Raw genomic sequence first — 19,356 nt, forward strand, 5'->3', positions numbered from 1 at the left:
CACTGGGCGGTAGCCAAGCTGTTACCAACCCCAAACAGCGATACTTAAAGGCCCAGGTCTTCTCCGTGAGTTTCCTGGGGCATCGGATCATCTGGCATCTGCGACCTTGACGTTCCCCAGCCGGTGTTGCTGTCATTCATTGCTCGACCCAGCGAATTCATACTACGTTACGTAACATGCTATTGGGACGAATAGTGAACCTGTGGCGCATTGATTCAAGTCACGATGACGGGTCATTCGCCAAGGCTCTCCAGGTAGCCCACCGAGGGCACGAAAAACAGCCCTCCGGTCATCGCCCGGCTGTAGTCCAGCAAGCGGTCGTAGTTGCCTGGCGGCTTGCCGACGAACATGTTTTCCAGCATCTGCTCGATCGGTGCCGGCGAACGAGCGTAGCCAATGAAGTATGTGCCGAACTCTCCGGCACCAGGGCGGCCGAAGGGCATGTTGTCGCGCAGGATCTTGAATTCCTGACCGCCTTCTTCCAGTGTCGTGAGCGAACTGTGCGAACAGCTGGGTTTGATCGAGGCGTCCAATTCGATATCGGAAAGTTTTGTCCGGCCGATAATGTGCTCTTGCTGCACGGTGGATAACGCTTCCCAGCCTTTCATATCGTGCAGGTACTTCTGTACCAGCACATAGCTGCCGCCACTGAAGTGCGGATCTTCATCGCCGACCAACGTGAACCTGGCCACTTCCCGCGCCCCAGGGTTTTCCGTGCCATCGACGAAACCGATGATGCTGCGCATGTCGAAGTAGCGGAAACCCTGCACCTCATCGACCACCGTCACCGCTTGCCCAAGGCGCTTGACCACCAGCGCGGCCAGTTCGAAACACAGGTCCATGTGCTCGGCGCGTATGTGCAGGAGAATGTCCCCCGGCGTGGCGACAGCCTTGCGCTGACCACTGCCGAACTCCCTGAAAGCGTGCAGGCCGAGCGGTCGCGGGGCACCGAACAGGCCGTCCCAGACCGCCGCGCCGAAACCGATGACGCAAGACAGGTTACCGCTCGGCACCCGTTTGCCGACCGAGCGAACCAGGCCGCCAAGGTCGGCGCACAGGGCACGCACGCGGTCGCGGCTGTCATTGCCGGGATTGAGCGTCGCCACCAGGAAGATTGCGCTGCGGGTAACCGCACTGTCGACGGCCTGGGGTTCGATTTCGAGATCATCCATAGAAACGCTATCCTTGATGCAGTTTTGAAAGTTCGGTGGATTGCCGCGCATTCAATGAGCCGAATGACATTGGCAGCGCCGCAGTGAAGCATCGCGGTCAGGCACGCCTGTACAGGTGATGTACCCCTGCACCAGCGTGCGTCACCGCTCGACACCTAGTGATAGGCATCCCCTGCCTGCACCTTGCCGCGGAATACGTGGTAGCTCCAGAAGGTGTAGCCCAGAATGATCGGAATGATGAACAGCGCGCCAATCAGAGCGAACAACTGGCTGGTCAGCGGCGCAGCGGCCTGCCACAGGGTGATGCTGGGCGGCACGATGTTCGGCCAGATGCTGATCGCCAGGCCCAGGTAGCCCAGGAACACCAGCCCCACCACGGCGATGAACGGCAGGTGCGAGTGACGCTTGCGCAGGGCCTTCTGGATCACCACCACGGCCAGCACCGCCAGCACCGCGATCAGCGCCGAACGTAGCCAGTGACTGGCACCGAACCAACGTTGGGCGATGTCATCATGCAGCCAGGCAGTCCAGGCACAGATCACCACGATCACCATTGCCAGCAGGTAGGTCAGCGGCCGGCTGTAGTGACGCATGCGCGATTCGAGCATGCCGTCGGTCTTGATCAGCAGCCAGGTGCTGCCCAGCAGCGCGTAAGTCAGCAGCAGGCCGACACCACAGAACAACGGAAACGGCGCCAGCCAGTCCCATCCCGTGCCCGCGAACTGGCGGCCCACCACCGGGATGCCGGAGATGTAGGTGCCGATGGCTACCCCCTGGAAGAAGGTCGCCAGCACCGAACCGCCGATGAACGCCTTGTCCCACAGATGGCGCTTGGCCGGATGGGCCTTGAAGCGGAACTCGAAGGCCACGCCACGGAAGATCAGCCCGGCCAGCACCAGTACCAGTGGCAGGTAAAGGGCCTCGAGGATCACCGAGTAGGCCAGCGGGAAAGCGCCGTACAACGCCGCCGCGCCCAGCACGGCCCATGTCTCGTTGCCGTCCCACACGGGTGCCACGGTATTCATCATCACGTCACGATCACTGGAGTCGCTGATCAACGGGAAAAGGATGCCCAGCCCCAGGTCGAAGCCGTCCATGACCACGTACATCATCAGGCCGAAGGCGATGATCACGCCCCAGATGACCGACAGGTCGATACCTTGAATTGCCATTGTCCTGCTCCTTCTCAATCGGCGACGGACAGCGGGCGACGCGCAGTGGCCAGCGAATCCGGTTGCTCAGGGGTCGGGGGAATGTCATGTGCGGCCGGGCCCTTGCGCACCAGGCGCATCATGTAGCCGATCCCCACGGTGAACACCGAGAAATAGATGATCACGAACGCCGCCAGGGTCATGCTCATCTGCAAGGCGCTGTGGTTGGATGCCGCATCGGTAGTGCGCAGCATCCCGTAGACCACCCATGGCTGACGGCCCACTTCGGTGGTGAACCAGCCGGCCAGCATGGCGATCAGCCCCGACGGCCCCATCAGCAGGGCGAACCAGAGGAAGGCACGGTTGCGGTACAGCGCGGCGTTGCGGCGCAACACCAGGGCCAGCAGCGCGCAGGCCAGCATCAGCATGCCCAGCCCGGCCATGACCCGGAAGCTCCAGAAGATGATCGTCGAGTTGGGGCGGTCTTCCTTGGCAAAGCTCTTCAGGGCCGGGATCTGCTTGTCCAGGCTGTGGGTCAGGATCAGGCTGCCCAGGTATGGAACCTCGATATTGTAGCGAGTGGTTTCAGCGGCCATGTCCGGCAGGCCGAACAGCACCAGTGGCGAGGCTTCACCCGGCTTGTTTTCCCAGTGCCCCTCGATGGCAGCGATCTTCGCCGGCTGGTGCTCCAGGGTGTTCAGGCCATGGGCGTCACCAACCACCACCTGCACGGGCGTGGCGATAAGCACCATCCACATGGCCATCGACAGCATCTTGCGCACCTGCGGGGTGTCGTGCCCACGCAGCAGATGCCAGGCAGCCGAAGCACCGACGAAGAACGCGGTGGACAGGAACGCAGCCAGCGCCATGTGCGCCAGCCGATAAGGGAACGACGGGTTGAAGACAATCTTGAACCAGTCCAGTGGCACCACGCGGCCATCGACTATCTCGATGCCCTGTGGCGTCTGCATCCAGCTGTTTGAAGAGAGGATCCAGAACATCGAGATAAGCGTGCCTATGGCTACCATGATCGTGGCGAAAAAGTGCAGCTTGCGCCCTACCCGCCCCCAGCCGAACAGCATCACCCCCAGGAAGCCCGCTTCGAGGAAGAACGCGGTCAGCACCTCGTAGGTGAGCAAAGGGCCGGTCACGCTACCGGCAAAATCGGAGAAACGCGCCCAGTTGGTCCCGAACTCGTAGGCCATCACCAGGCCCGACACCACGCCCATGCCGAAGTTGACGGCGAAGATCTTCGACCAGAATTTGTACAGGTCCTTGTAGACCGGGTTGCCGGTTTTCAGCCAGCAGCCTTCGAGCACGGCCAGGAAGCTGGCCAGGCCAATGGTGATGGCCGGGAAAATGATGTGGAACGAGACCGTGAAGGCGAACTGAAGCCGCGCCAGGTCCAGTGCACTCAGATTCGACATGACAATATCCTTGTGGACAGGCAGGCCCCTGCCCGGGCGGCAGCCACGGAGGGGCCGCACGCCCGCGGGCCTGCAGTCGGTAGATGAAGAAAGTGAGGGTTATTCGGCGACGGCGTGGATCAGAGCATCCGGCTGTGCGCGCTCAAGGCGTATGGCGACAAACTTCGACGTGGGCGTGAAGGTCTCGTCGCCGTAGCTTTCCAGAGGAACCAGCGGGTTGGTCTCCGGGTAATAGGCGGCCGCCTGGCCTGCGGGAATGTCGTAGGCCACCAGTGTGAAGCCGCTGACCCGTCGCTCCAGCCCGTCCTCCCACAGCGACACCATGTCCACCTTGTCACCGGGCGCGAAGCCTAACCGGTGGATGTCGGCCTCGTTGGCGAAAACCACTTCACGCAGGCCGAACACACCACGGTAGCGATCGTCCAGACCGTACAGGGTCGTGTTGTACTGATCGTGCGAACGCAGGGTCTGCAGGATCAGGTCAGGTTTGTCGCCACGTGCCAGCACCGCTTCATTGACCAACTGTGCCGGCAACCGGGTGGCAGTGAACTGCGCCTTGCCGCTGGGGGTGTTCCACTCGCGTTCGGCTGCGGCGTTGCCCAGGTAGAAGCCACCCGGATGTTGCAGGCGTGCATTGAAGTCGGTAAAGCCGGGGATAGTGTCAGCGATCAGGTCGCGGATGCGCGCGTAATCAGCCACCACCCACTCCCAGTCGATCGGCCGGTCACCCAGAGTGGCCTTGGCCATGCCGGCGATGATCGCAGGCTCGGAACGCAGCAACGGCGAGCGCGGTTTCAACTGGCCATGGGAGATATGCACCATGCTGAAGGTGTCTTCAACGGTGATGCCTTGCGGGCCTTCGGCCTGGACATCGATCTCGGTACGGCCCAGGCAAGGCAGGATCAACGCATCTCGTCCAGTGACCAGGTGCGAACGGTTAAGCTTGGTGGCGATGTGCACGGTCAGCTCGCAATTGCGCAACGCCGCGTGGGTCCGCGGGGTGTCCGGGGTGGCCTGGGCGAAGTTGCCGCCCAAGGCGATGAACACCTTGGTACGGTGGTCCTCCATCGCCTGAATCGCCAGCACGGCGTTGTGCCCGTGACCACGTGGCACATCAATGCCGAAACGGCGTTGCAGGTTGTCGAGCAGCCAGGTCGGCGGTTTTTCATCGATGCCCATGGTACGGTCACCCTGTACGTTGCTATGGCCACGTACCGGCGACAGACCGGCGCCCGGGCGACCGACGTTGCCACGCAACAATTGCAGGTTGACGATTTCCTGCACGGTCGGCACCGAGTGCCGGTGCTGGGTCACACCCATGGCCCAGCACATGATCACCCGTTCGGCCTTGCGATACATGCGCGCCGCCAGCTCGATCTCTGCCTTGCTCAGGCCCGACTGCTCGACGATGTGATCCCACGAGGTGGCATCGACCTGCGCCAGGTAGTCTTCCATGCCGTCGGTATGAGCCTTGATGAAGGCATGGTCGAACACCGGCGGCATGCCATTGGCCTGGGCCTCGCGCTCCCACTGCAGAAGAAACTTGGCCATGCCACGCAGCACTGCCATGTCACCGCCCAGAGCCGGGCGGAAGTAAGCGGTGTTGGTCGGCTCGGAGCCGTTGCTGAGCATCTCGAAAGGGTGCTGCGGGTGCTGGAAGCGCTCCAGGCCACGCTCCTTCAGCGGATTGAAACACACCACCTGGGCGCCACGCTCCACGGCCTCTCGCAGCGGTTCGAGCATGCGCGGGTGGTTGGTACCGGGGTTCTGGCCAATGACGAAGATCGCGTCGGCTTCCTCAAGATCATGGAAAACCACGGTGCCCTTGCCCACGCCCAGGGTACTGGACATGCCCAGGCCGCTGGCCTCGTGACACATGTTCGAGCAGTCGGGGAAGTTGTTGGTGCCGAAGGTACGCACGAACAGCTGATACAGGTAAGCCGCCTCGTTGCTGGCGCGGCCCGACGTGTAGAAGTCGGCCTGATCGGGCGACTCGAGGCTGTTCAGGTGCTTGGCGATGAGTGCAAAGGCCTCATCCCAGCTTATTTCCACGTAGTGGTCGGTAGAGGCGTCGTAACGCATGGGGTGGGTCAGGCGGCCCTGATACTCGAGCCAGTAATCGCTCTGCTCGAGCAAGGCGCTCACGCTGTAACGGGCGAAGAAGTCGGGGTCGACCGAGCGGCCGGTGGCCTCCCAATTGACCGCCTTGGCGCCGTTCTCACAGAACTTGACCATGCCGCTCTCGGGCGACTCACCCCAGGCGCAGCCGGGGCAGTCGAAACCACTGTCCTGGTTGGTCTTGAGCATCATGCGGATGTTCTTGACGGCGTTCTCGCTGCCCAGCCAGGCCTTGGTCACGCTCTTCAGTGCACCCCAGCCGGCAGCCGGGCCATTATAACTTTTGATATGTTCTTCTTCGTTCATCAGGGTCACCCTTGATCGCGACAGGCAAATTAACATGCTCGAAGTTTGACGTCATTTGATCCATCAACTTCGACACTGCTGACACGTACAGGCTATTTTTTGCGACGCACTATCGTCAAATCAAAAGTAATTAAGACTTCATCAGTATTCTCTATCACCCAGTCATGATAGAGAACACTGATGAACTGGTAACTAAATATGATTGGACGCTGTTACCTGCAGTTTTTAAGCTGCTGTCGCGCTGAACTTCGAATACTGCCGCTTTTGCCTCTGGACGCCATCGTACGCATCATCGAAGGCGACGTGCTCGGCGCCCTGGGCTGCCTCGAGGTGCCGCTTTTCACCCCGTCGAGATGGCGTAGCCATCCATGACGCTGTTGGCCCAAGGTGGCAAGTCGATAGCCGCGCGCAGGTCCTGGGCCAGCACGCGTCCATCGGCGTGGCGCAGCGAGACCTGCTCACACGCGGTCAACGGCGTCGCCCTGGCCATCGCCAAGAGCTGGCGCAACGCTTCATCGACCGCCATCAATGCGCTCACGAGCGTGTCCCGCACGGGTTGGCCACCTTCAGGTGGGGCACGAAGTTGCACGGGCGATGCCGGGCGTCCAGTTGCTCGACAAGGATGCCCTCCCAGGCGGTACGGCAGGCACCGGTGGAGCCCGGCAGACAGCACACCAGGGTGCCGTTGGCCAGGCCCGCCAAGGCACGGCTCTGCACCGTGGAGGTGCCTATATCGAGGATCGACAGGGCGCGGAACAACTCGCCGAAGCCATCGATGTGCTTATCCAGCAGGCAGTTGACCGCCTCCGGGGTGCTGTCGCGCCCGGTAAAGCCAGTGCCACCAGTGATCAACACCACTTGTACGCCATCATCGGCGATCCAGCCGGCGACCTGCGCGCGGATCTTGTACAGGTCGTCCTTGAGCAACACCCTGGCCACAAGGCGATGCCCCATGTCCACCGCGCGACTGGCCAGCAGCACGCCGGAAGTATCGGTTTCGAACGTACGGGTATCGCTGACCGTCAGCACGGCAATATTCAGCGGAACGAACACGGCATCGGGCTTGGCACTCATATTCTGGCACTCTGATAATTCGACAATACGCCCGGGAAACTAGAGCGCCACCGACAACGTGTCCAATCGATAATACCCAACACATAATAAGCGGCCTCTATCAGATTTCTTCATCGACCCGCTCTATCACTTCTTCGTTATTTCTCATTGGACGATATTTAAACTTCATTTTATTTTTCGCTGCCTTGAAGCCTGGCCGCGTTCACCTGTTCAAGTGCCATGCCTCGATGATTTCGTATTTTCAATCCCGATCGGCAAGGCGCCCCATGGATATCAAACAACTCAAGTTCCTGATTGCCCAGGACCAGACCCGGCATTTCGGTCAGGCCGCTGCCTTGTGCCATATCACCCAGCCGACTCTGTCCATGCGCCTGCGCAACCTGGAAGATTCACTGGGCCTGATGCTGGTCAACCGTGGCCAGCGTTTCGAGGGTTTCACCGAGGCTGGCGAGCGGATCCTCGCCTGGACCCGCACCCTTCTGGCCGCCTACGACGGGCTGCAGGCCGAAGCTGCCAACTGCCGTGGGCGCATTGTCGGCAGCCTGCGCATTGGTATGGTGCCGCTGTCAGGGTTCAACGTGATGGACCTGCTCAAACCGCTGATCAGCCGCTACCCGCAACTGCAGGTGCAGCTGTCGTCGCCGAGCTCGGAACAGGTCACCGACGGGCTGAGCCGCAACCAGCGTGGCAGCCCTGCCCCTGAACGACATGTGCAAAGCGGCCGACCGCAGCTGCAGATCGACTGGCTACGCCTGCTGCGCAAGTCCGGCGGGCGCTCGGGCCTGTACCAGGCCGAGGTGGCGCCATGATCCGGGTGAACTACTTCGCCCGCTATCGCGAACTGCTCGGCAGCGAGGGCGAGACACTGCAATGGGAACCCGCGCTGGCCACCCTGCGCGACCTGCGTGAGCGCCTGGTTGGCCGTGGCGGTCCATGGATGCAAACCCTCGGCCAGGCCAACCTGATGTGCGCGCGCAACCAGGAACTGTGCACCCTGGACACACCATTGTGCGATGGTGATGACATCGCTTTCTTTCCACCAGTCACGGGGGGTTAGACACCTGGGCCAGGCGGGCCGCCTGGCCTGGCGGTGCAGGCCCGGGCTACGACCGCACTATCAACCTCGCAACATGTGGACCGCCAGGCCGGCCAAGGCGCAGGTGAACAGTACCTGGATCACGCCACGCTTGAAGCGGAACAGGGCCACTGCGGCAGCGATGGCGATCAGTGCGCAAGGCCAGTCGAACGCCCCGCTGAAACCCTTTGGCCAGAGCACGTGGTAGCCGAAGAAGATGGCGAGGTTCAGGATTACGCCCACCACTGCGGCCGTGATCCCCGTCAGCGGTGCGGTGAACTTCATTTCGTTGTGGGTCGACTCCACCAACGGGCCACCGGCGAGGATGAACAGGAACGACGGCAAGAAGGTGAACCAGGTGACGAGGCTCGCCGCGACTGCACCGGCAAGGAACGGGTTTTGCTCACCGAACATCGGATGCACGTAGCCACCGAGGAAGCCGACGAAGGCGACCACCATGATCAATGGCCCTGGCGTGGTTTCTCCCAAGGCGAGGCCATCGATCATCTGGGTGGGTGACAGCCAACCGTAGTGCCCGACGGCGCCCTGGTAGACATAAGGCAGTACGGCGTAAGCGCCACCAAAGGTCAAAAGCGCGGCCTTGGTGAAGAACCAGCCCATTTGCGTCAAGGTGCCGTCCCAGCCAAACGTCAACGCCAGCAGCCCCATGGGCAACGTCCAGAGTACTGCGCCGATCAGGACCAGGCGCAGCAAATGCCCCACCCGAAAACGCGCATGCTCAGGCGTTGGTGTGTCATCGTCGATCACGGCCGGACCGTAACTGCTCCTGGCAGCCCCATGACCGCCACCGATCGCGAATTTGCCGGGCGCGAAGCGACCGCCCACATAGCCGACGATGCCGGCAACCAGCACGATCAGCGGGAACGGCACATTGAGGGCGAAGATGGCCACGAACGATGCTGCGGCCATGGCCCACAGCCAGCCGTTTTTCAGCGCGCGCGCGCCGATCCGGTGAGCCGCGTGAACGACGATCGCCGTGACTGCAGGCTTGATGCCATAGAAGATCCCCGCCACCACCGGGACCTCGCCAAAGGCAATATAGACCCAGGACAAGCCAATCAGGATGAACAGCGAGGGCAACACGAACAGTACGCCGGCAATCACCCCACCCCAGGAGCGGTGCATGAGCCAACCGATGTAGGTGGCCAGCTGCTGTGCCTCGGGGCCTGGCAACACCATGCAGTAGTTCAGCGCATGCAGGAACCGCTTCTCGCTGATCCAACGCCGGCGCTCGACCAGTTCCTGGTGCATGATCGAGATCTGCCCGGCAGGCCCGCCAAAGCTGATGAAGCCCAGCTTGAGCCAGAACAGAAACGCTTCAAACAAGCCAATCGGCTGCCGGGCAGCTTGTGATTGAGGCTGTCCGCCTACTGCGGAGGTGGTATCAACCATTTTGGACTTCCTCGCTTGCGAAAGCCGTCAGCAGGCCATCGATGACAATTAACGACAGCGGCCAAGCGACTCAGGCCGGGCTGCTGAACAACAAAACGTTCGATGAAGGTTTCGAAACAGACGCGCTGCCGACATGACTGTACGTGGCACCATCGAAGTCGAAGCCGAGCGCATCACCCGGGCAACCTTCAGGGCGGTCCAACCCGATGAATCGGGTGTCGGTATCGATAAAGCGAAGAATCAACCAGGCATATGCCAGCCCTGCAGCCTGCAATTTCTTCAATCAGCCTGGCGTACTCATTGCTCCGGTCGAACAGCCATACAGATTACTCAACATAAACATTTATTTTTCTACAGCAAGCGGAACCAACAGAAAATCAACACGTACGCACCGAGGCGAGCATGGGCTTGCTCCAATTCGGGCCAAATATTGCCGCTCGGTGCATGACGCGCCTTTTTTTGAGGCACGCCTGCGGGCCGCTCCAGTGCGCTGCGCGCGGCGCAGTCGTTGAATGCGGCAATAAACCCTCACAGTTTCAATGCCTTACCGCCCCATGGTTGCCATTCCGGAGCTACGCCGGGCTTTCGGCACCTTCATTGCAACGGCCTCTTGCGTGCACAACGCACCAGCAATTGATTGGATTCGAGGTTCACCGCAGACACAGCACCCACCGACCCCAGCAAGGCCGCACCCTGAAGCACGTAGAAGAACCGCAATGAAGCTGCCGGCAACGGTGGCAAGGAGTGGGTATGTCCCGGGCATTTTTCAATGAAATGTACGAAACGAACGGAAGTTGCCGCCCGCATTACCAGGAGTTCGCCCGCTGGCTGGCAAACACCCCGCTAGAGCTGCTGGAACAACGCCGACGCGAAGCAGACCTGCTGTTTCACCGCGCCGGTATCACCTTCACCCTGTACGGTGACAAACAGGACACCGAGCGCCTGATCCCCTTTGACATCATCCCGCGCAGCATTCGCGCCAGCGAATGGCGCATGGTCGAGCGCGGCTGTATCCAGCGGGTGCATGCCCTGAACCTGTTCCTGCAGGACATCTACCACGACCAGCGCATCCTCAAGGCCGGTATCATCCCCCCGGAGCAAGTGCTGGCCAATGAAGGCTACCAGATCGCCATGCAGGGCCTGGGGCTGCACCGTGGGCTCTACGCCCATATCGCCGGCGTCGATCTGGTCCGCGACGGGGATGGCAGCTACTTCGTACTGGAGGACAACCTGCGCACCCCCAGCGGGGTCAGCTACATGCTCGAAGACCGCAAGATGATGATGCGGCTGTTCCCCGAGCTGTTCGCCGCACAGCGTATCGCCCCTATCGACCACTACCCCAACCTGCTGCTGGACACGCTCAAGAGCGCCAGCCCACTGGAAAATCCCACCGCCGTGCTGCTCACCCCTGGCCGCTTCAACAGTGCCTATTTCGAGCATGCCTTCCTGGCTCGGGAAATGGGCATCGAACTGGTGGAGGGCGCGGACCTGTTCATCCGCGATGAGCATGTCTACATGCGTACCACCGCCGGTCCACAACAGGTGGATGTGATCTATCGCCGCCTGGACGACGATTACCTCGACCCGCTGTCGTTCAATCCTGATTCGATGCTGGGCGTGCCGGGGCTGATCTCGGTGTACCGCGCCGGCAACGTGGTGCTGGCCAACGCGGTAGGCACCGGGGTGGCGGACGACAAGTCGATCTACCCCTATGTCGACGACATGATCCGCTTCTATCTGAGCGAAGAGCCGGTCCTGAACAACGTCCCGACCTGGCAGTGCCGCAAGCCTGCAGAACTTTCCCATGTCCTGGCCCACCTGCCCGAGCTGGTGGTCAAGGAAACCCAGGGCTCCGGTGGTTACGGCATGTTGGTCGGGCCTGCGGCGACCAGCGCACAGATCGAAGACTTCCGCGCCCGCATCAAGGCCCGCCCGCACGCCTACATCGCCCAACCTACCCTGTGCCTTTCCACATGCCCGACCTTCGTCGACAACGGCATCGCGCCACGCCACATCGACCTGCGCCCGTTCGTGCTGTCCGGTAGTGAAACCCGACTGGTGCCAGGCGGCCTTACCCGCGTGGCCCTTCAGGAAGGTTCGCTGGTGGTCAACTCGTCGCAAGGCGGCGGTACCAAGGACACCTGGGTGGTGGAGGACTGAACCATGCTTTCGAGAACTGCTTCCGACCTTTACTGGATGTCGCGCTACCTGGAGCGTGCAGAGAACCTTGCGCGCATGCTCGAGGTCAGTTATTCGCTATCACTGATGCCCCAGGCCGGCCGCAGTGACGGCCATGCCGAGCTGGCCATGTCACTGCTGGCATCCGGAACGCTGGACGACTACCGCCGCCGGCACACCGAGCTCGACACCGAGCGCATGCTGCACTTCTTCGCTCTCGACGCGACCAACCCCGGCAGCATCTATTGCTGCCTGCAGGCGGCCAGGACCAATGCCCACGCAGTGCGTGGCCGCATCACCGCAGACATGTGGGAGAACATCAACGCTACCTGGATCGAGATGCGCAACATTGCCAGCAATGGCCTCGGCCGTTATGGCATCAGCCAGTTCTGCGACTGGGTCAAGGAACGCTCGCACCTGTTCCGCGGTGCGACCTCAGGCACCATCATGCGCAACGACGCCTACAGCTTCATCCGTCTGGGAACCTTCCTGGAACGGGCTGACAACACCCTGCGCCTGCTCGATGCACGCTATGAAATGTTCGGTGAGGCCTCCGAGGAGGTCAGCGATGACTCTGCCCGTGGCTATTACCAATGGAGCGCCTTGCTGCGCGCGCTGACCTCCTACGAAGCCTTCAACGAGCTCTACCGCGCCGCACCCAGTGCACGGCCAGTGTCCGAGCTGCTGTTACTGCGGGTCGATGTGCCCCGCTCGCTGCATGCCTGTATCGAGGAACTGGATCAGATCCTTGCCTGCCTGCCGGGCAGCACCGGGCGCGCCGCCCAGCGCATGGCAGCCGAGCTCAACGCCCGTCTGCGCTACACCGCGATCGACGAAATCCTCGAAGCGGGGTTGCACCCGTGGTTGAGCGACTTCATCGGGCGCATCAATCAACTGGGCCAGGCGGTCCATCACTCCTATCTGGAGGTCGTATGAAACTGTCCATTCGCCACGACACTACCTATAGCTATGCAAGCGATGTGTGCAACAGCATCCAGTTCCTGCGCCTGACGCCACGCAGCAGCGAGCGCCAGCGCATCAATGAATGGCAACTCGACCTGCCCTGCAAGGTCAACGCCCAGATCGACCCATATGGCAACATCCTGCATGTACTGACCCTGGACAAACCCCATGGGCACCTGGCACTGACCGCCAGCGGCCAGGTGGAAATCGACCCGGAGCGCGAGCAGGAGGCCGGCGAACATTCACCCCTGCCATTCCTGCGCGGCAGCCACCTGACCCAGGCCGATGACACACTCAAGGCGTTCGCCAGCCGACATTGTGGCGAACACCGCGACCGGGCGGCGCTGATCGGGCTGATGCAAGGCCTGGCCGAGCACATGCCATACAGCCCCGGTACCACATCGGTGGGCACCACTGCCATCGAAGCGTTCAGCGGCGCTGCCGGGGTATGCCAGGACCATACCCACGCGTTCCTCGCCTGCGCACGTAGCCTGGGTATTCCGGCACGCTATGTCTCCGGTTACCTGTGTACCGAAGACGAGCAGCACCTGGCCAGCCATGCCTGGGCCGAAGCCTGGGTCGATGACGCCTGGTACAGTTTCGACATCACCAACCGCCTTACCCGGCCAGAGCGTCACCTGAAGCTGGCAGTGGGCCTGGATTACCTCGATGCCTGCCCGGTCAGGGGCGTGCGCCGCGGAGGCGGCGCCGAATCGATGCAGGCCAGCGTACACGTGCACCGCCAGTGACAGGTGCTGCATTCGTTCATGGAAAAAACAAGGGAAACAGCATGACCTATTGTGTCGCCATGCACCTGGCGGACGGGCTTGTCTTCATCAGCGACTCACGCACCAATGCAGGCATCGACCAGATCGCCAGCTTTGCCAAGCTGTTCGTGTTCGGCGTGCCGGGGGAGCGCCTGATCGTCCTGCAGACCGCCGGCAACCTGGCAACCTCGCAATCGGTGGTGAACCTGCTCCGGCAACGCACACGGGGCCCCGGCCCCCACCTGCTGAACGTTGCCACGCTCTACGATGCAACGGTACTGGTCGCCGACACCCTGCGCGAAGTGGTCAGCCGTGATCGCAGCAAGCTGTCGGCCGGAATCGACCTGAGCAGTTCGTTCATCGTCGGCGGCCAGATTGCCGGCGGCCCCATGGGCATATACAACGTCTATGCCCAGGGCAATTTCTTCCAGGCCACGCCGGACACCCCGTTCCTGCAACTGGGCGAAAGCAAGTACGGGCGGCCGATTCTGGACCGCAATCTCGGCTACCATATGCCACTCGATGAAGCGTTGCGCTGTGGCCTGATCTCGTTCGACTCGACCATCCGCAGCAACCTGTCGGTGGGCATGCCGTTGGACCTGCTGGTGTATCACAAGGACAGCCTGGAAACACCGAAACGCCAGCGTATCGCCAGCGACGATGTCTATTACGAGCAGATACGCAGGCAGTGGAGCGACGGACTGAAAAGACTGTTGGCCGAACTGCCAGCACCGCCCTACTGATTGGCAGGACCCTGTGGGAGCGGCTTTAGCTGCGAAGAATCCAACGCGGTGCGAACACCGGCTGCGCCGGTGTTCGCAGGCTTGCCCGCTCCCACAGGGACCGTGATCCTACTTGAGGGGAATGGTCAGGCGATCGATCACGGCACGGGTTTCAGGCCGCACCCCGCGCCACCAGGCGAACGCCTCCGCCGCCTGCTCGACCAGCATGCCGACACCGTCAGCCAGGCGCGCCACACCCTGCGCCTGGGCCATGCGCAGGAACGGCGTCAGGCCTTTGCCATATGCCAATTCGTAAGCCAGACGCGCCTCGCCCAGCACACCTTCGGGCAGCGGCGGCAGCTCACCGGTGAGGCTCGCGGAAGTGGCATTGACCACGATGTCGAAGCACTGCCCCTCCAGTTCCTCATAGCGGCTGATACGCAGCCTTGGATGATCCACTTCGTTGCGCAAGGTGAGCGCCTTGGCCATGTCACGGTTGGCAAGCACCAGCTCGCTCGGCCCCGCCTGCAAGAAAGGTAGCAATGCCCCGCGCACCGCGCCCCCGGCCCCGAGCAGCAGTACCCGACGATTGCCCAGCGGTTCCCCGAGGTTCTCCTCGATATCCCGCAACAAGCCGATACCGTCGAAGTTCTCGGCGAAGATACGGCCATCCTCGAACTTCAGCGCATTGGCCGCCCGCGCCAGCTGTGCGCGCTCGCTGCGCTGGTCGGCCAGCTCGAAGGCTCGCAGCTTGAACGGCGCGGTGATGTTCATGCCCAACCCGCCATCACTGCGAAACTGCAGTACCTGGGCCTCGAAGCCCTCGAGCTCGCCCTCGAGCGCGCCATACTCCAGGTGCTGGCCGGTGGCCTGGGCGAACAGGCCGTGAATCAACGGGGACTTGGTGTGGTTGATCGGTCGGCCGATCACTGCATAGCGGTCGCTCATCGTGCATCTCCATGGGTGAACAGCACACCGTCTGCCTGCATGGCGGTGATTTCTTCAGGGCTGAAACCAAGGCTGGCGGCCACTTCGGCATTGTGCTGGCCGAGGTCCGGGGCCACCTGGTGGATCGTGGTGTCGCAGTCAGAAAAGCGGAACGGCAGGTTGGGCAGGCGCAAGGTTCCGTAGCGCGGGTGCTGCTGCTCGATGACCATGTTGCGCGCCTGGATCTGCGGGTCAGCCACGACTTCGTCGATGCGCTGCACCTTGGCGCTGGGAATGTCGATGTCATCGAGCAATTGCAGGATATCGGCTACCCGGCGCGCGCCGACCCAGTCACGTACCACGGCCAGGATCGCCTGACGATGGGCGTTGCGGCCATTGAGGCTGTGGTAGCGGCTGTCACTGCCGAACCCAGGCGGGCCACCGTTGGCTTCGAGCATCGCAGCAAAGCGCTTCCAGGCGTCGTCGACCTGGGCAGCGATCACCAGGTCGCCATCGGCGGCGCGAAACACGCCGTACAGGGTGGAGGTCGGCATGTCATGGCCGGTCTGCTCGGGCAGGACGGTACCATCGGACAAGGTGTAGCACTGCACCGCGTATTCATGCATCGACACCAGCGTGTCGTACAAGGCCATGTCGATGTGCTGGCCACGGCCACTGCTCACCCGGCCCAGCAACGCCGCATTGATCGCCGCCACGGCATGAATGCCGGTGTACATGTCGCCCAAGGAAATTCGCAGCAACGGCGGCGCTTCGCCTGGCACGCCGACCATCTGCATGATCCCGCTCTTGGCCTCGGCAATCAGCCCGAAGCCGGCGCGGTGGGCATCCGGCCCCGTGTGGCCGTAGGCGGAGATCGAACAGTAAACCAGTCGCGGGTTGCGCGCCGACAGCTCGGCATAGCCCAGGCCCAGTTTGTCCAGGGCGCCGGGGCGATAGTTTTCGATGAACACGTCGGCCGAGTCGGTCAGCCGCTGCATGAACGCTTTGCCGCGTGGGTCTTTCATGTTCACGCTGACGCCCTGCTTGCCCATGTTCAATTGCAGGAAGTAACCGCTCTGCTGCTCGTCGAGGGTGAATGCGTGCTGGCGGCCGGCATCGCCGCTGCCCGGCCGTTCGACCTTGATCACCTCAGCGCCCAGTGCTGCCAGGCAGCGGCCCACATAGGGCCCGGCGAGGAAGTGGCTATAGTCGATGACACGGATACCTGCCAATGGCAATGCCTGGCTCATGCCTGCACTCTCCTCGGCACCATCAACCGGTGCTCGCCACGCTGCACGACTTCGCCGTGCTGGTTGATCAGTTCCGACGGCAAGACCACGATGCCCCAGCCCGGTCGGCTGTTGCTCGGGCGCATCGCCCCCACGCGCATGCGCACGTGCAGTACATCGTTGACCTTGATCGGCAGCACGAAGTCCCAGGTCCAGCCCAGCGACATGCCCGGTACAAAGCGGTACTCGCACTGGGTCTTCAGGCCGTCGGCAATCGACAGCCCGAACAGGCCATGGGCAACCAGGCAGCCGAAGTGACTCGCGTTGGCGTACGCCTCGTCGACATGCACCGGCGTGTGGTCGCCGGTAAGGTCGGCATAGGCCAGGATACGTTCACGGGTCACGGTGTAGGTGGGGCTGATGCATTCGTCGCCTTCGCGGGCATCGTCCCAGTATTTTTCCACCACGCTCATGCCACCACCTCTGCACGTGGGTCGATGGCCAGTGCCTGGGCAACGCATTTCGCCGGCAATGCCTGAATGAACTCCACCGCCAGACCGTCAGGCAGGCGCAGCCAGTTGCGGCCCTGGGGCATTTCACTGACGCCGAAACGCTGTGCCGCGGCCAGGGTGGCTTCGAGGTCCTCGCACATGATGCCCAGGTGCGCCATGCGCCCTTCCGGGCCGGCAAAGTCCGGCTGGTGGATGAACTGCAGGCCACCGAGGGTCCAGTACTGTGCAGGCTGCTCGACGTCGCCCTGTATTTCACGCATGGTCATGCCGCACACCTCGCTGAAGAAGCGGATGTGCCACTGGATGTCCCGCACCCAGAACGCAACGTGTTCAAGGTAGGCTTTCGGTTGGCTCATGGATTACTCCCCTTCTGCTGATCGGCCATGGCGCGTTCGATACCCTTGATGCAGGCCACCAAGGTCGCGTTGACCGGCGTAGCCACGCCATGGCGCTGGCCCCAGCGCACGACGGAGCCATTGATGAAATCGATCTCGGTGACCGAGCCTTTCTCCAGGCTCTGCAGCATCGAGGTACGGAAGCTTGCCGGCAGGCCTTCGGCGGCCAGCCGCCATGCAGAATCCGGGCTGGTGAGGCTCAGGCGGATGCCTGCTCGTTCAGCGACGGCAATGGCTTCAGCCACTGCTGCCTTGGCGGTGCTTTCCAGCAACGGCTCGCTGTACAGCTGGCCATAACCGAGTCTGGTGATACCGCTGAGCGCACCTGTCGCGACGTTGACCAGCAGCTTGTCCCACATGGTGCCGAGGATATTGTCGCTGACCGTGGTGGCCAGCCCGGCGCTGTTGAAGACCTCGGCAATGGCCTGGACACGAGGCGTCAGCTTGCCGTCGAGCTCGCCGATGAACGTGTGCTTGCCTGCTACTCCGGCCCGGATCGAACCCGGTGCCAGCAGCACGCCACCGACATAGGTCTTGCCGGCCAGCACCCGCTCACGCCCCACGATCTCGGCCAGGATGTCTTCATGGCCAAGGCCATTCTGTAGTGAAAGCACCAGCGTCTGCGGCCCGATAAGCGCCCCGGCACCGGTAATCGCCTCGCTGGTGTGGAACGACTTGACCAGCACCACCACCAGGTCGGCTACGCCCACGGTGGCAGCGTCGCAGGCCGCGTTGACCCGGACCTGCCGCTCGCCGCGTTCGTCCTGCACGCGCAGCCCGTGCAGGTTCATCGCCTCGACATGTGCGCGGCCACGGTTCAACAGCCAGGTTTCATGCCCTGCTTCGCTCAAGGCCGCGCCTATGGCGCAACCAAGGGCGCCGGCACCCAGAATGCAGATTTTCACGTCGCAGACCTCCTGTGGTTTGCGACTACCTTATGCAGCGAGGCTTATTTCGGCTATACAATGCGCTTAATACGCCTATTGGATTTAGCAATAATGAGCGCGCGCGACGCCTTGCCCGACCCCAAGCTTCTGCAACTGTTCGATGTGCTGTACCAATGCCGCAGCGTCACCCGTAGCGCTGAACAGCTCGGCCAGAGCCAACCCACCGTGAGCATCTGGTTGGGGCGCTTGCGTGAAGAGTTGAACGACCCGCTATTCGTGCGCACGCCGGGCGGCATGGCCCCTACCCCGCGGGCAGACCAGCTGATCGGGCCATGCCGCGAGGTGCTGGAGTCGCTGCGGCGCCTGACCGCCTGGGAGCCGCAGTTCGTTCCGGCCACAGCGCAGCGGCGCTTTCGCCTGTGCGTCAGTGATGCCAGCCATATCACCCTGCTGCCCAGCATCCTCAACCACCTGCGTACCCACGCGCCTGGTATTCGCCTGGAGGCCGCGCGCATCGATGGCAATACCGAAAGTGCGCTGGAGTCGGGCGAGGCGGATCTGGCCATCGGCTTCGTGCCCTGGCTGGGTGCGGGGATGTATCAGCAAGTGTTGTTCGAGCAGGACTGGGTCTGCCTGAGCAACCCGCGACACCCCCGTTTGGGCAAAGGCATGAGCGTGGCGCGCTACCAAGCCGAGGGGCACGTACAGATCAGTGCCGGGACCGGGCAGAAGTTGCTGGAGGCTGGCCTGGCGCGGGCCGGCATCGAACGCAGGATCATGTTGGAGCTGCCGGCGTTTCTGGGGTTGGGGATGATTGTCGGGTCGACCGACCTGGTGGCTACGCTACCACGGCACATCGGCCAGACACTTGCCGACATGCATGGTTTACAGGTGCACGATTGCCCGTTTGCAGTGGAAGGTTTCACGGTCAAGCAGCATTGGCACGCACGGTACCAGCAAGACAGCGGAAATCGCTGGATGAGGGAGGTGGTGCGGGGGTTGTTCCAGAAAGGGGCCAGTTAGCAGAGAAGGCACCGCCA

General features: G+C 62.3%; 18 protein-coding genes and 2 pseudogenes. 7 read left to right on the top strand and 13 right to left on the bottom strand.

Features of this window, described 5'->3' with window-relative positions; genetic code table 11:
• Positions 1-233 precede the first annotated feature (233 nt).
• The 6 genes and pseudogenes from CAY82_RS07735 to moaB all read right to left on the bottom strand — a co-directional run bounded on the left by CAY82_RS07735 (position 234) and on the right by moaB (position 7,248).
• Positions 234-1,172: a Dyp-type peroxidase gene (locus tag CAY82_RS07735; RefSeq protein ID WP_087500687.1), complete on the bottom strand. Its 939-nt coding sequence runs from the start codon at positions 1,170-1,172 to the stop codon at positions 234-236.
• Between the two features lie 155 nt (positions 1,173-1,327).
• Positions 1,328-2,344: a cytochrome d ubiquinol oxidase subunit II gene (gene cydB, locus CAY82_RS07740; RefSeq protein ID WP_087500688.1), complete on the bottom strand. Its 1,017-nt coding sequence runs from the start codon at positions 2,342-2,344 to the stop codon at positions 1,328-1,330.
• Positions 2,345-2,358: 14 nt separating this feature from the next.
• Positions 2,359-3,750, bottom strand: a complete 1,392-nt coding sequence (locus CAY82_RS07745) for a cytochrome ubiquinol oxidase subunit I (protein ID WP_087500689.1) — start codon at positions 3,748-3,750, stop codon at positions 2,359-2,361.
• Positions 3,751-3,849: 99 nt separating this feature from the next.
• A complete protein-coding gene (locus tag CAY82_RS07750; protein WP_087500690.1) occupies positions 3,850-6,174 on the bottom strand; it encodes an FdhF/YdeP family oxidoreductase in 2,325 nt (774 codons plus the stop codon).
• Between the two features lie 352 nt (positions 6,175-6,526).
• Positions 6,527-6,700: pseudogene (locus CAY82_RS07755) on the bottom strand (molybdopterin molybdenumtransferase MoeA); the annotation flags it as partial.
• 8 nt (positions 6,701-6,708) lie between these two features.
• Positions 6,709-7,248 carry a molybdenum cofactor biosynthesis protein B gene (gene moaB / locus CAY82_RS07760; RefSeq protein ID WP_087500691.1) on the bottom strand — a complete coding sequence of 180 codons (540 nt, stop codon included), beginning with the start codon at positions 7,246-7,248 and terminating at the stop codon, positions 6,709-6,711.
• 266 nt (positions 7,249-7,514) lie between these two features.
• On the opposite strand from moaB, the pseudogene CAY82_RS07765 reads away from it, so the two are divergent.
• Positions 7,515-7,931 (top strand): annotated as a pseudogene (locus CAY82_RS07765) (LysR family transcriptional regulator); the annotation flags it as partial.
• Positions 7,932-8,053: 122 nt separating this feature from the next.
• Positions 8,054-8,305 carry a MoaD/ThiS family protein gene (locus CAY82_RS07770; RefSeq protein WP_087500692.1) on the top strand — a complete coding sequence of 84 codons (252 nt, stop codon included), beginning with the start codon at positions 8,054-8,056 and terminating at the stop codon, positions 8,303-8,305.
• Between the two features lie 60 nt (positions 8,306-8,365).
• Here CAY82_RS07770 and chrA read toward each other — a convergent pair whose 3' ends face one another.
• Positions 8,366-9,736, bottom strand: coding sequence for a chromate efflux transporter (chrA, locus tag CAY82_RS07775; protein WP_087500693.1), 1,371 nt, complete (start codon positions 9,734-9,736; stop codon positions 8,366-8,368).
• 70 nt (positions 9,737-9,806) lie between these two features.
• Positions 9,807-10,019 (bottom strand): chromate resistance protein ChrB domain-containing protein, encoded by a 213-nt coding sequence (locus CAY82_RS07780; RefSeq protein WP_306460810.1) that lies wholly within the window; start codon positions 10,017-10,019, stop codon positions 9,807-9,809.
• A 467-nt stretch (positions 10,020-10,486) separates the two neighbouring features.
• Between CAY82_RS07780 and CAY82_RS07785 the strand changes: the two genes are divergently transcribed.
• From CAY82_RS07785 to CAY82_RS07800, 4 genes are read left to right on the top strand one after another with little or no spacing between them, the layout of a single operon-like run.
• On the top strand, positions 10,487-11,896 hold the full coding sequence (locus CAY82_RS07785; protein WP_087500694.1) for a circularly permuted type 2 ATP-grasp protein: 1,410 nt from the start codon (positions 10,487-10,489) through the stop codon (positions 11,894-11,896).
• 3 nt (positions 11,897-11,899) lie between these two features.
• Entirely contained in the window at positions 11,900-12,850 is a 951-nt protein-coding gene (locus CAY82_RS07790; protein ID WP_087500695.1) for an alpha-E domain-containing protein, read from the top strand.
• A complete protein-coding gene (locus tag CAY82_RS07795; protein ID WP_087500696.1) occupies positions 12,847-13,626 on the top strand; it encodes a transglutaminase family protein in 780 nt (259 codons plus the stop codon). The genes CAY82_RS07790 and CAY82_RS07795 overlap by 4 nt, the downstream gene beginning before the upstream one ends.
• A gap of 41 nt (positions 13,627-13,667) precedes the next feature.
• Positions 13,668-14,387: a proteasome-type protease gene (locus CAY82_RS07800; protein WP_087500697.1), complete on the top strand. Its 720-nt coding sequence runs from the start codon at positions 13,668-13,670 to the stop codon at positions 14,385-14,387.
• Positions 14,388-14,495: 108 nt separating this feature from the next.
• Here CAY82_RS07800 and aroE read toward each other — a convergent pair whose 3' ends face one another.
• The 5 genes from aroE to CAY82_RS07825 are packed head-to-tail and all read right to left on the bottom strand — an operon-like array spanning position 14,496 to position 18,334.
• Positions 14,496-15,314, bottom strand: coding sequence for a shikimate dehydrogenase (aroE, locus tag CAY82_RS07805; protein WP_087500698.1), 819 nt, complete (start codon positions 15,312-15,314; stop codon positions 14,496-14,498).
• Positions 15,311-16,543 (bottom strand): CaiB/BaiF CoA-transferase family protein, encoded by a 1,233-nt coding sequence (locus tag CAY82_RS07810; protein ID WP_087500699.1) that lies wholly within the window; start codon positions 16,541-16,543, stop codon positions 15,311-15,313. The genes aroE and CAY82_RS07810 overlap by 4 nt, the downstream gene beginning before the upstream one ends.
• Positions 16,540-16,995 (bottom strand): MaoC family dehydratase, encoded by a 456-nt coding sequence (locus tag CAY82_RS07815; RefSeq protein ID WP_063913500.1) that lies wholly within the window; start codon positions 16,993-16,995, stop codon positions 16,540-16,542. The genes CAY82_RS07810 and CAY82_RS07815 overlap by 4 nt, the downstream gene beginning before the upstream one ends.
• On the bottom strand, positions 16,992-17,390 hold the full coding sequence (locus CAY82_RS07820; RefSeq protein ID WP_087500700.1) for a VOC family protein: 399 nt from the start codon (positions 17,388-17,390) through the stop codon (positions 16,992-16,994). Before CAY82_RS07820 ends, CAY82_RS07815 begins: the two co-directional genes overlap by 4 nt.
• A complete protein-coding gene (locus tag CAY82_RS07825; protein WP_087500701.1) occupies positions 17,387-18,334 on the bottom strand; it encodes a ketopantoate reductase family protein in 948 nt (315 codons plus the stop codon). The genes CAY82_RS07820 and CAY82_RS07825 overlap by 4 nt, the downstream gene beginning before the upstream one ends.
• A gap of 93 nt (positions 18,335-18,427) precedes the next feature.
• Here CAY82_RS07825 and CAY82_RS07830 point away from each other — a divergent pair, with 93 nt between their 5' ends.
• Positions 18,428-19,339, top strand: coding sequence for a LysR family transcriptional regulator (locus CAY82_RS07830; RefSeq protein ID WP_087500702.1), 912 nt, complete (start codon positions 18,428-18,430; stop codon positions 19,337-19,339).
• The last annotated feature ends 17 nt before the right edge of the window (positions 19,340-19,356 follow it).

It is taken from the genome of Pseudomonas sp. SID14000, from assembly GCF_002165135.1.
Lineage (GTDB): Bacteria > Pseudomonadota > Gammaproteobacteria > Pseudomonadales > Pseudomonadaceae > Aquipseudomonas.

Excerpts from the sequence above, each read along its gene's own strand:
- CAY82_RS07735 (WP_087500687.1), bottom strand. The coding sequence starts at position 1,172 with ATGGATGATCTCGAAATCGAACCCCAGGCCGTCGACAGTGCGGTTACC.
- cydB (WP_087500688.1), bottom strand. The coding sequence starts at position 2,344 with ATGGCAATTCAAGGTATCGACCTGTCGGTCATCTGGGGCGTGATCATC.
- CAY82_RS07745 (WP_087500689.1), bottom strand. The coding sequence starts at position 3,750 with ATGTCGAATCTGAGTGCACTGGACCTGGCGCGGCTTCAGTTCGCCTTC.
- CAY82_RS07750 (WP_087500690.1), bottom strand. The coding sequence starts at position 6,174 with ATGAACGAAGAAGAACATATCAAAAGTTATAATGGCCCGGCTGCCGGC.
- moaB (WP_087500691.1), bottom strand. The coding sequence starts at position 7,248 with ATGAGTGCCAAGCCCGATGCCGTGTTCGTTCCGCTGAATATTGCCGTG.
- CAY82_RS07770 (WP_087500692.1), top strand. The coding sequence starts at position 8,054 with ATGATCCGGGTGAACTACTTCGCCCGCTATCGCGAACTGCTCGGCAGC.
- chrA (WP_087500693.1), bottom strand. The coding sequence starts at position 9,736 with ATGGTTGATACCACCTCCGCAGTAGGCGGACAGCCTCAATCACAAGCT.
- CAY82_RS07785 (WP_087500694.1), top strand. The coding sequence starts at position 10,487 with ATGTCCCGGGCATTTTTCAATGAAATGTACGAAACGAACGGAAGTTGC.
- CAY82_RS07790 (WP_087500695.1), top strand. The coding sequence starts at position 11,900 with ATGCTTTCGAGAACTGCTTCCGACCTTTACTGGATGTCGCGCTACCTG.
- CAY82_RS07795 (WP_087500696.1), top strand. The coding sequence starts at position 12,847 with ATGAAACTGTCCATTCGCCACGACACTACCTATAGCTATGCAAGCGAT.
- CAY82_RS07800 (WP_087500697.1), top strand. The coding sequence starts at position 13,668 with ATGACCTATTGTGTCGCCATGCACCTGGCGGACGGGCTTGTCTTCATC.
- aroE (WP_087500698.1), bottom strand. The coding sequence starts at position 15,314 with ATGAGCGACCGCTATGCAGTGATCGGCCGACCGATCAACCACACCAAG.
- CAY82_RS07810 (WP_087500699.1), bottom strand. The coding sequence starts at position 16,543 with ATGAGCCAGGCATTGCCATTGGCAGGTATCCGTGTCATCGACTATAGC.
- CAY82_RS07815 (WP_063913500.1), bottom strand. The coding sequence starts at position 16,995 with ATGAGCGTGGTGGAAAAATACTGGGACGATGCCCGCGAAGGCGACGAA.
- CAY82_RS07820 (WP_087500700.1), bottom strand. The coding sequence starts at position 17,390 with ATGAGCCAACCGAAAGCCTACCTTGAACACGTTGCGTTCTGGGTGCGG.
- CAY82_RS07830 (WP_087500702.1), top strand. The coding sequence starts at position 18,428 with ATGAGCGCGCGCGACGCCTTGCCCGACCCCAAGCTTCTGCAACTGTTC.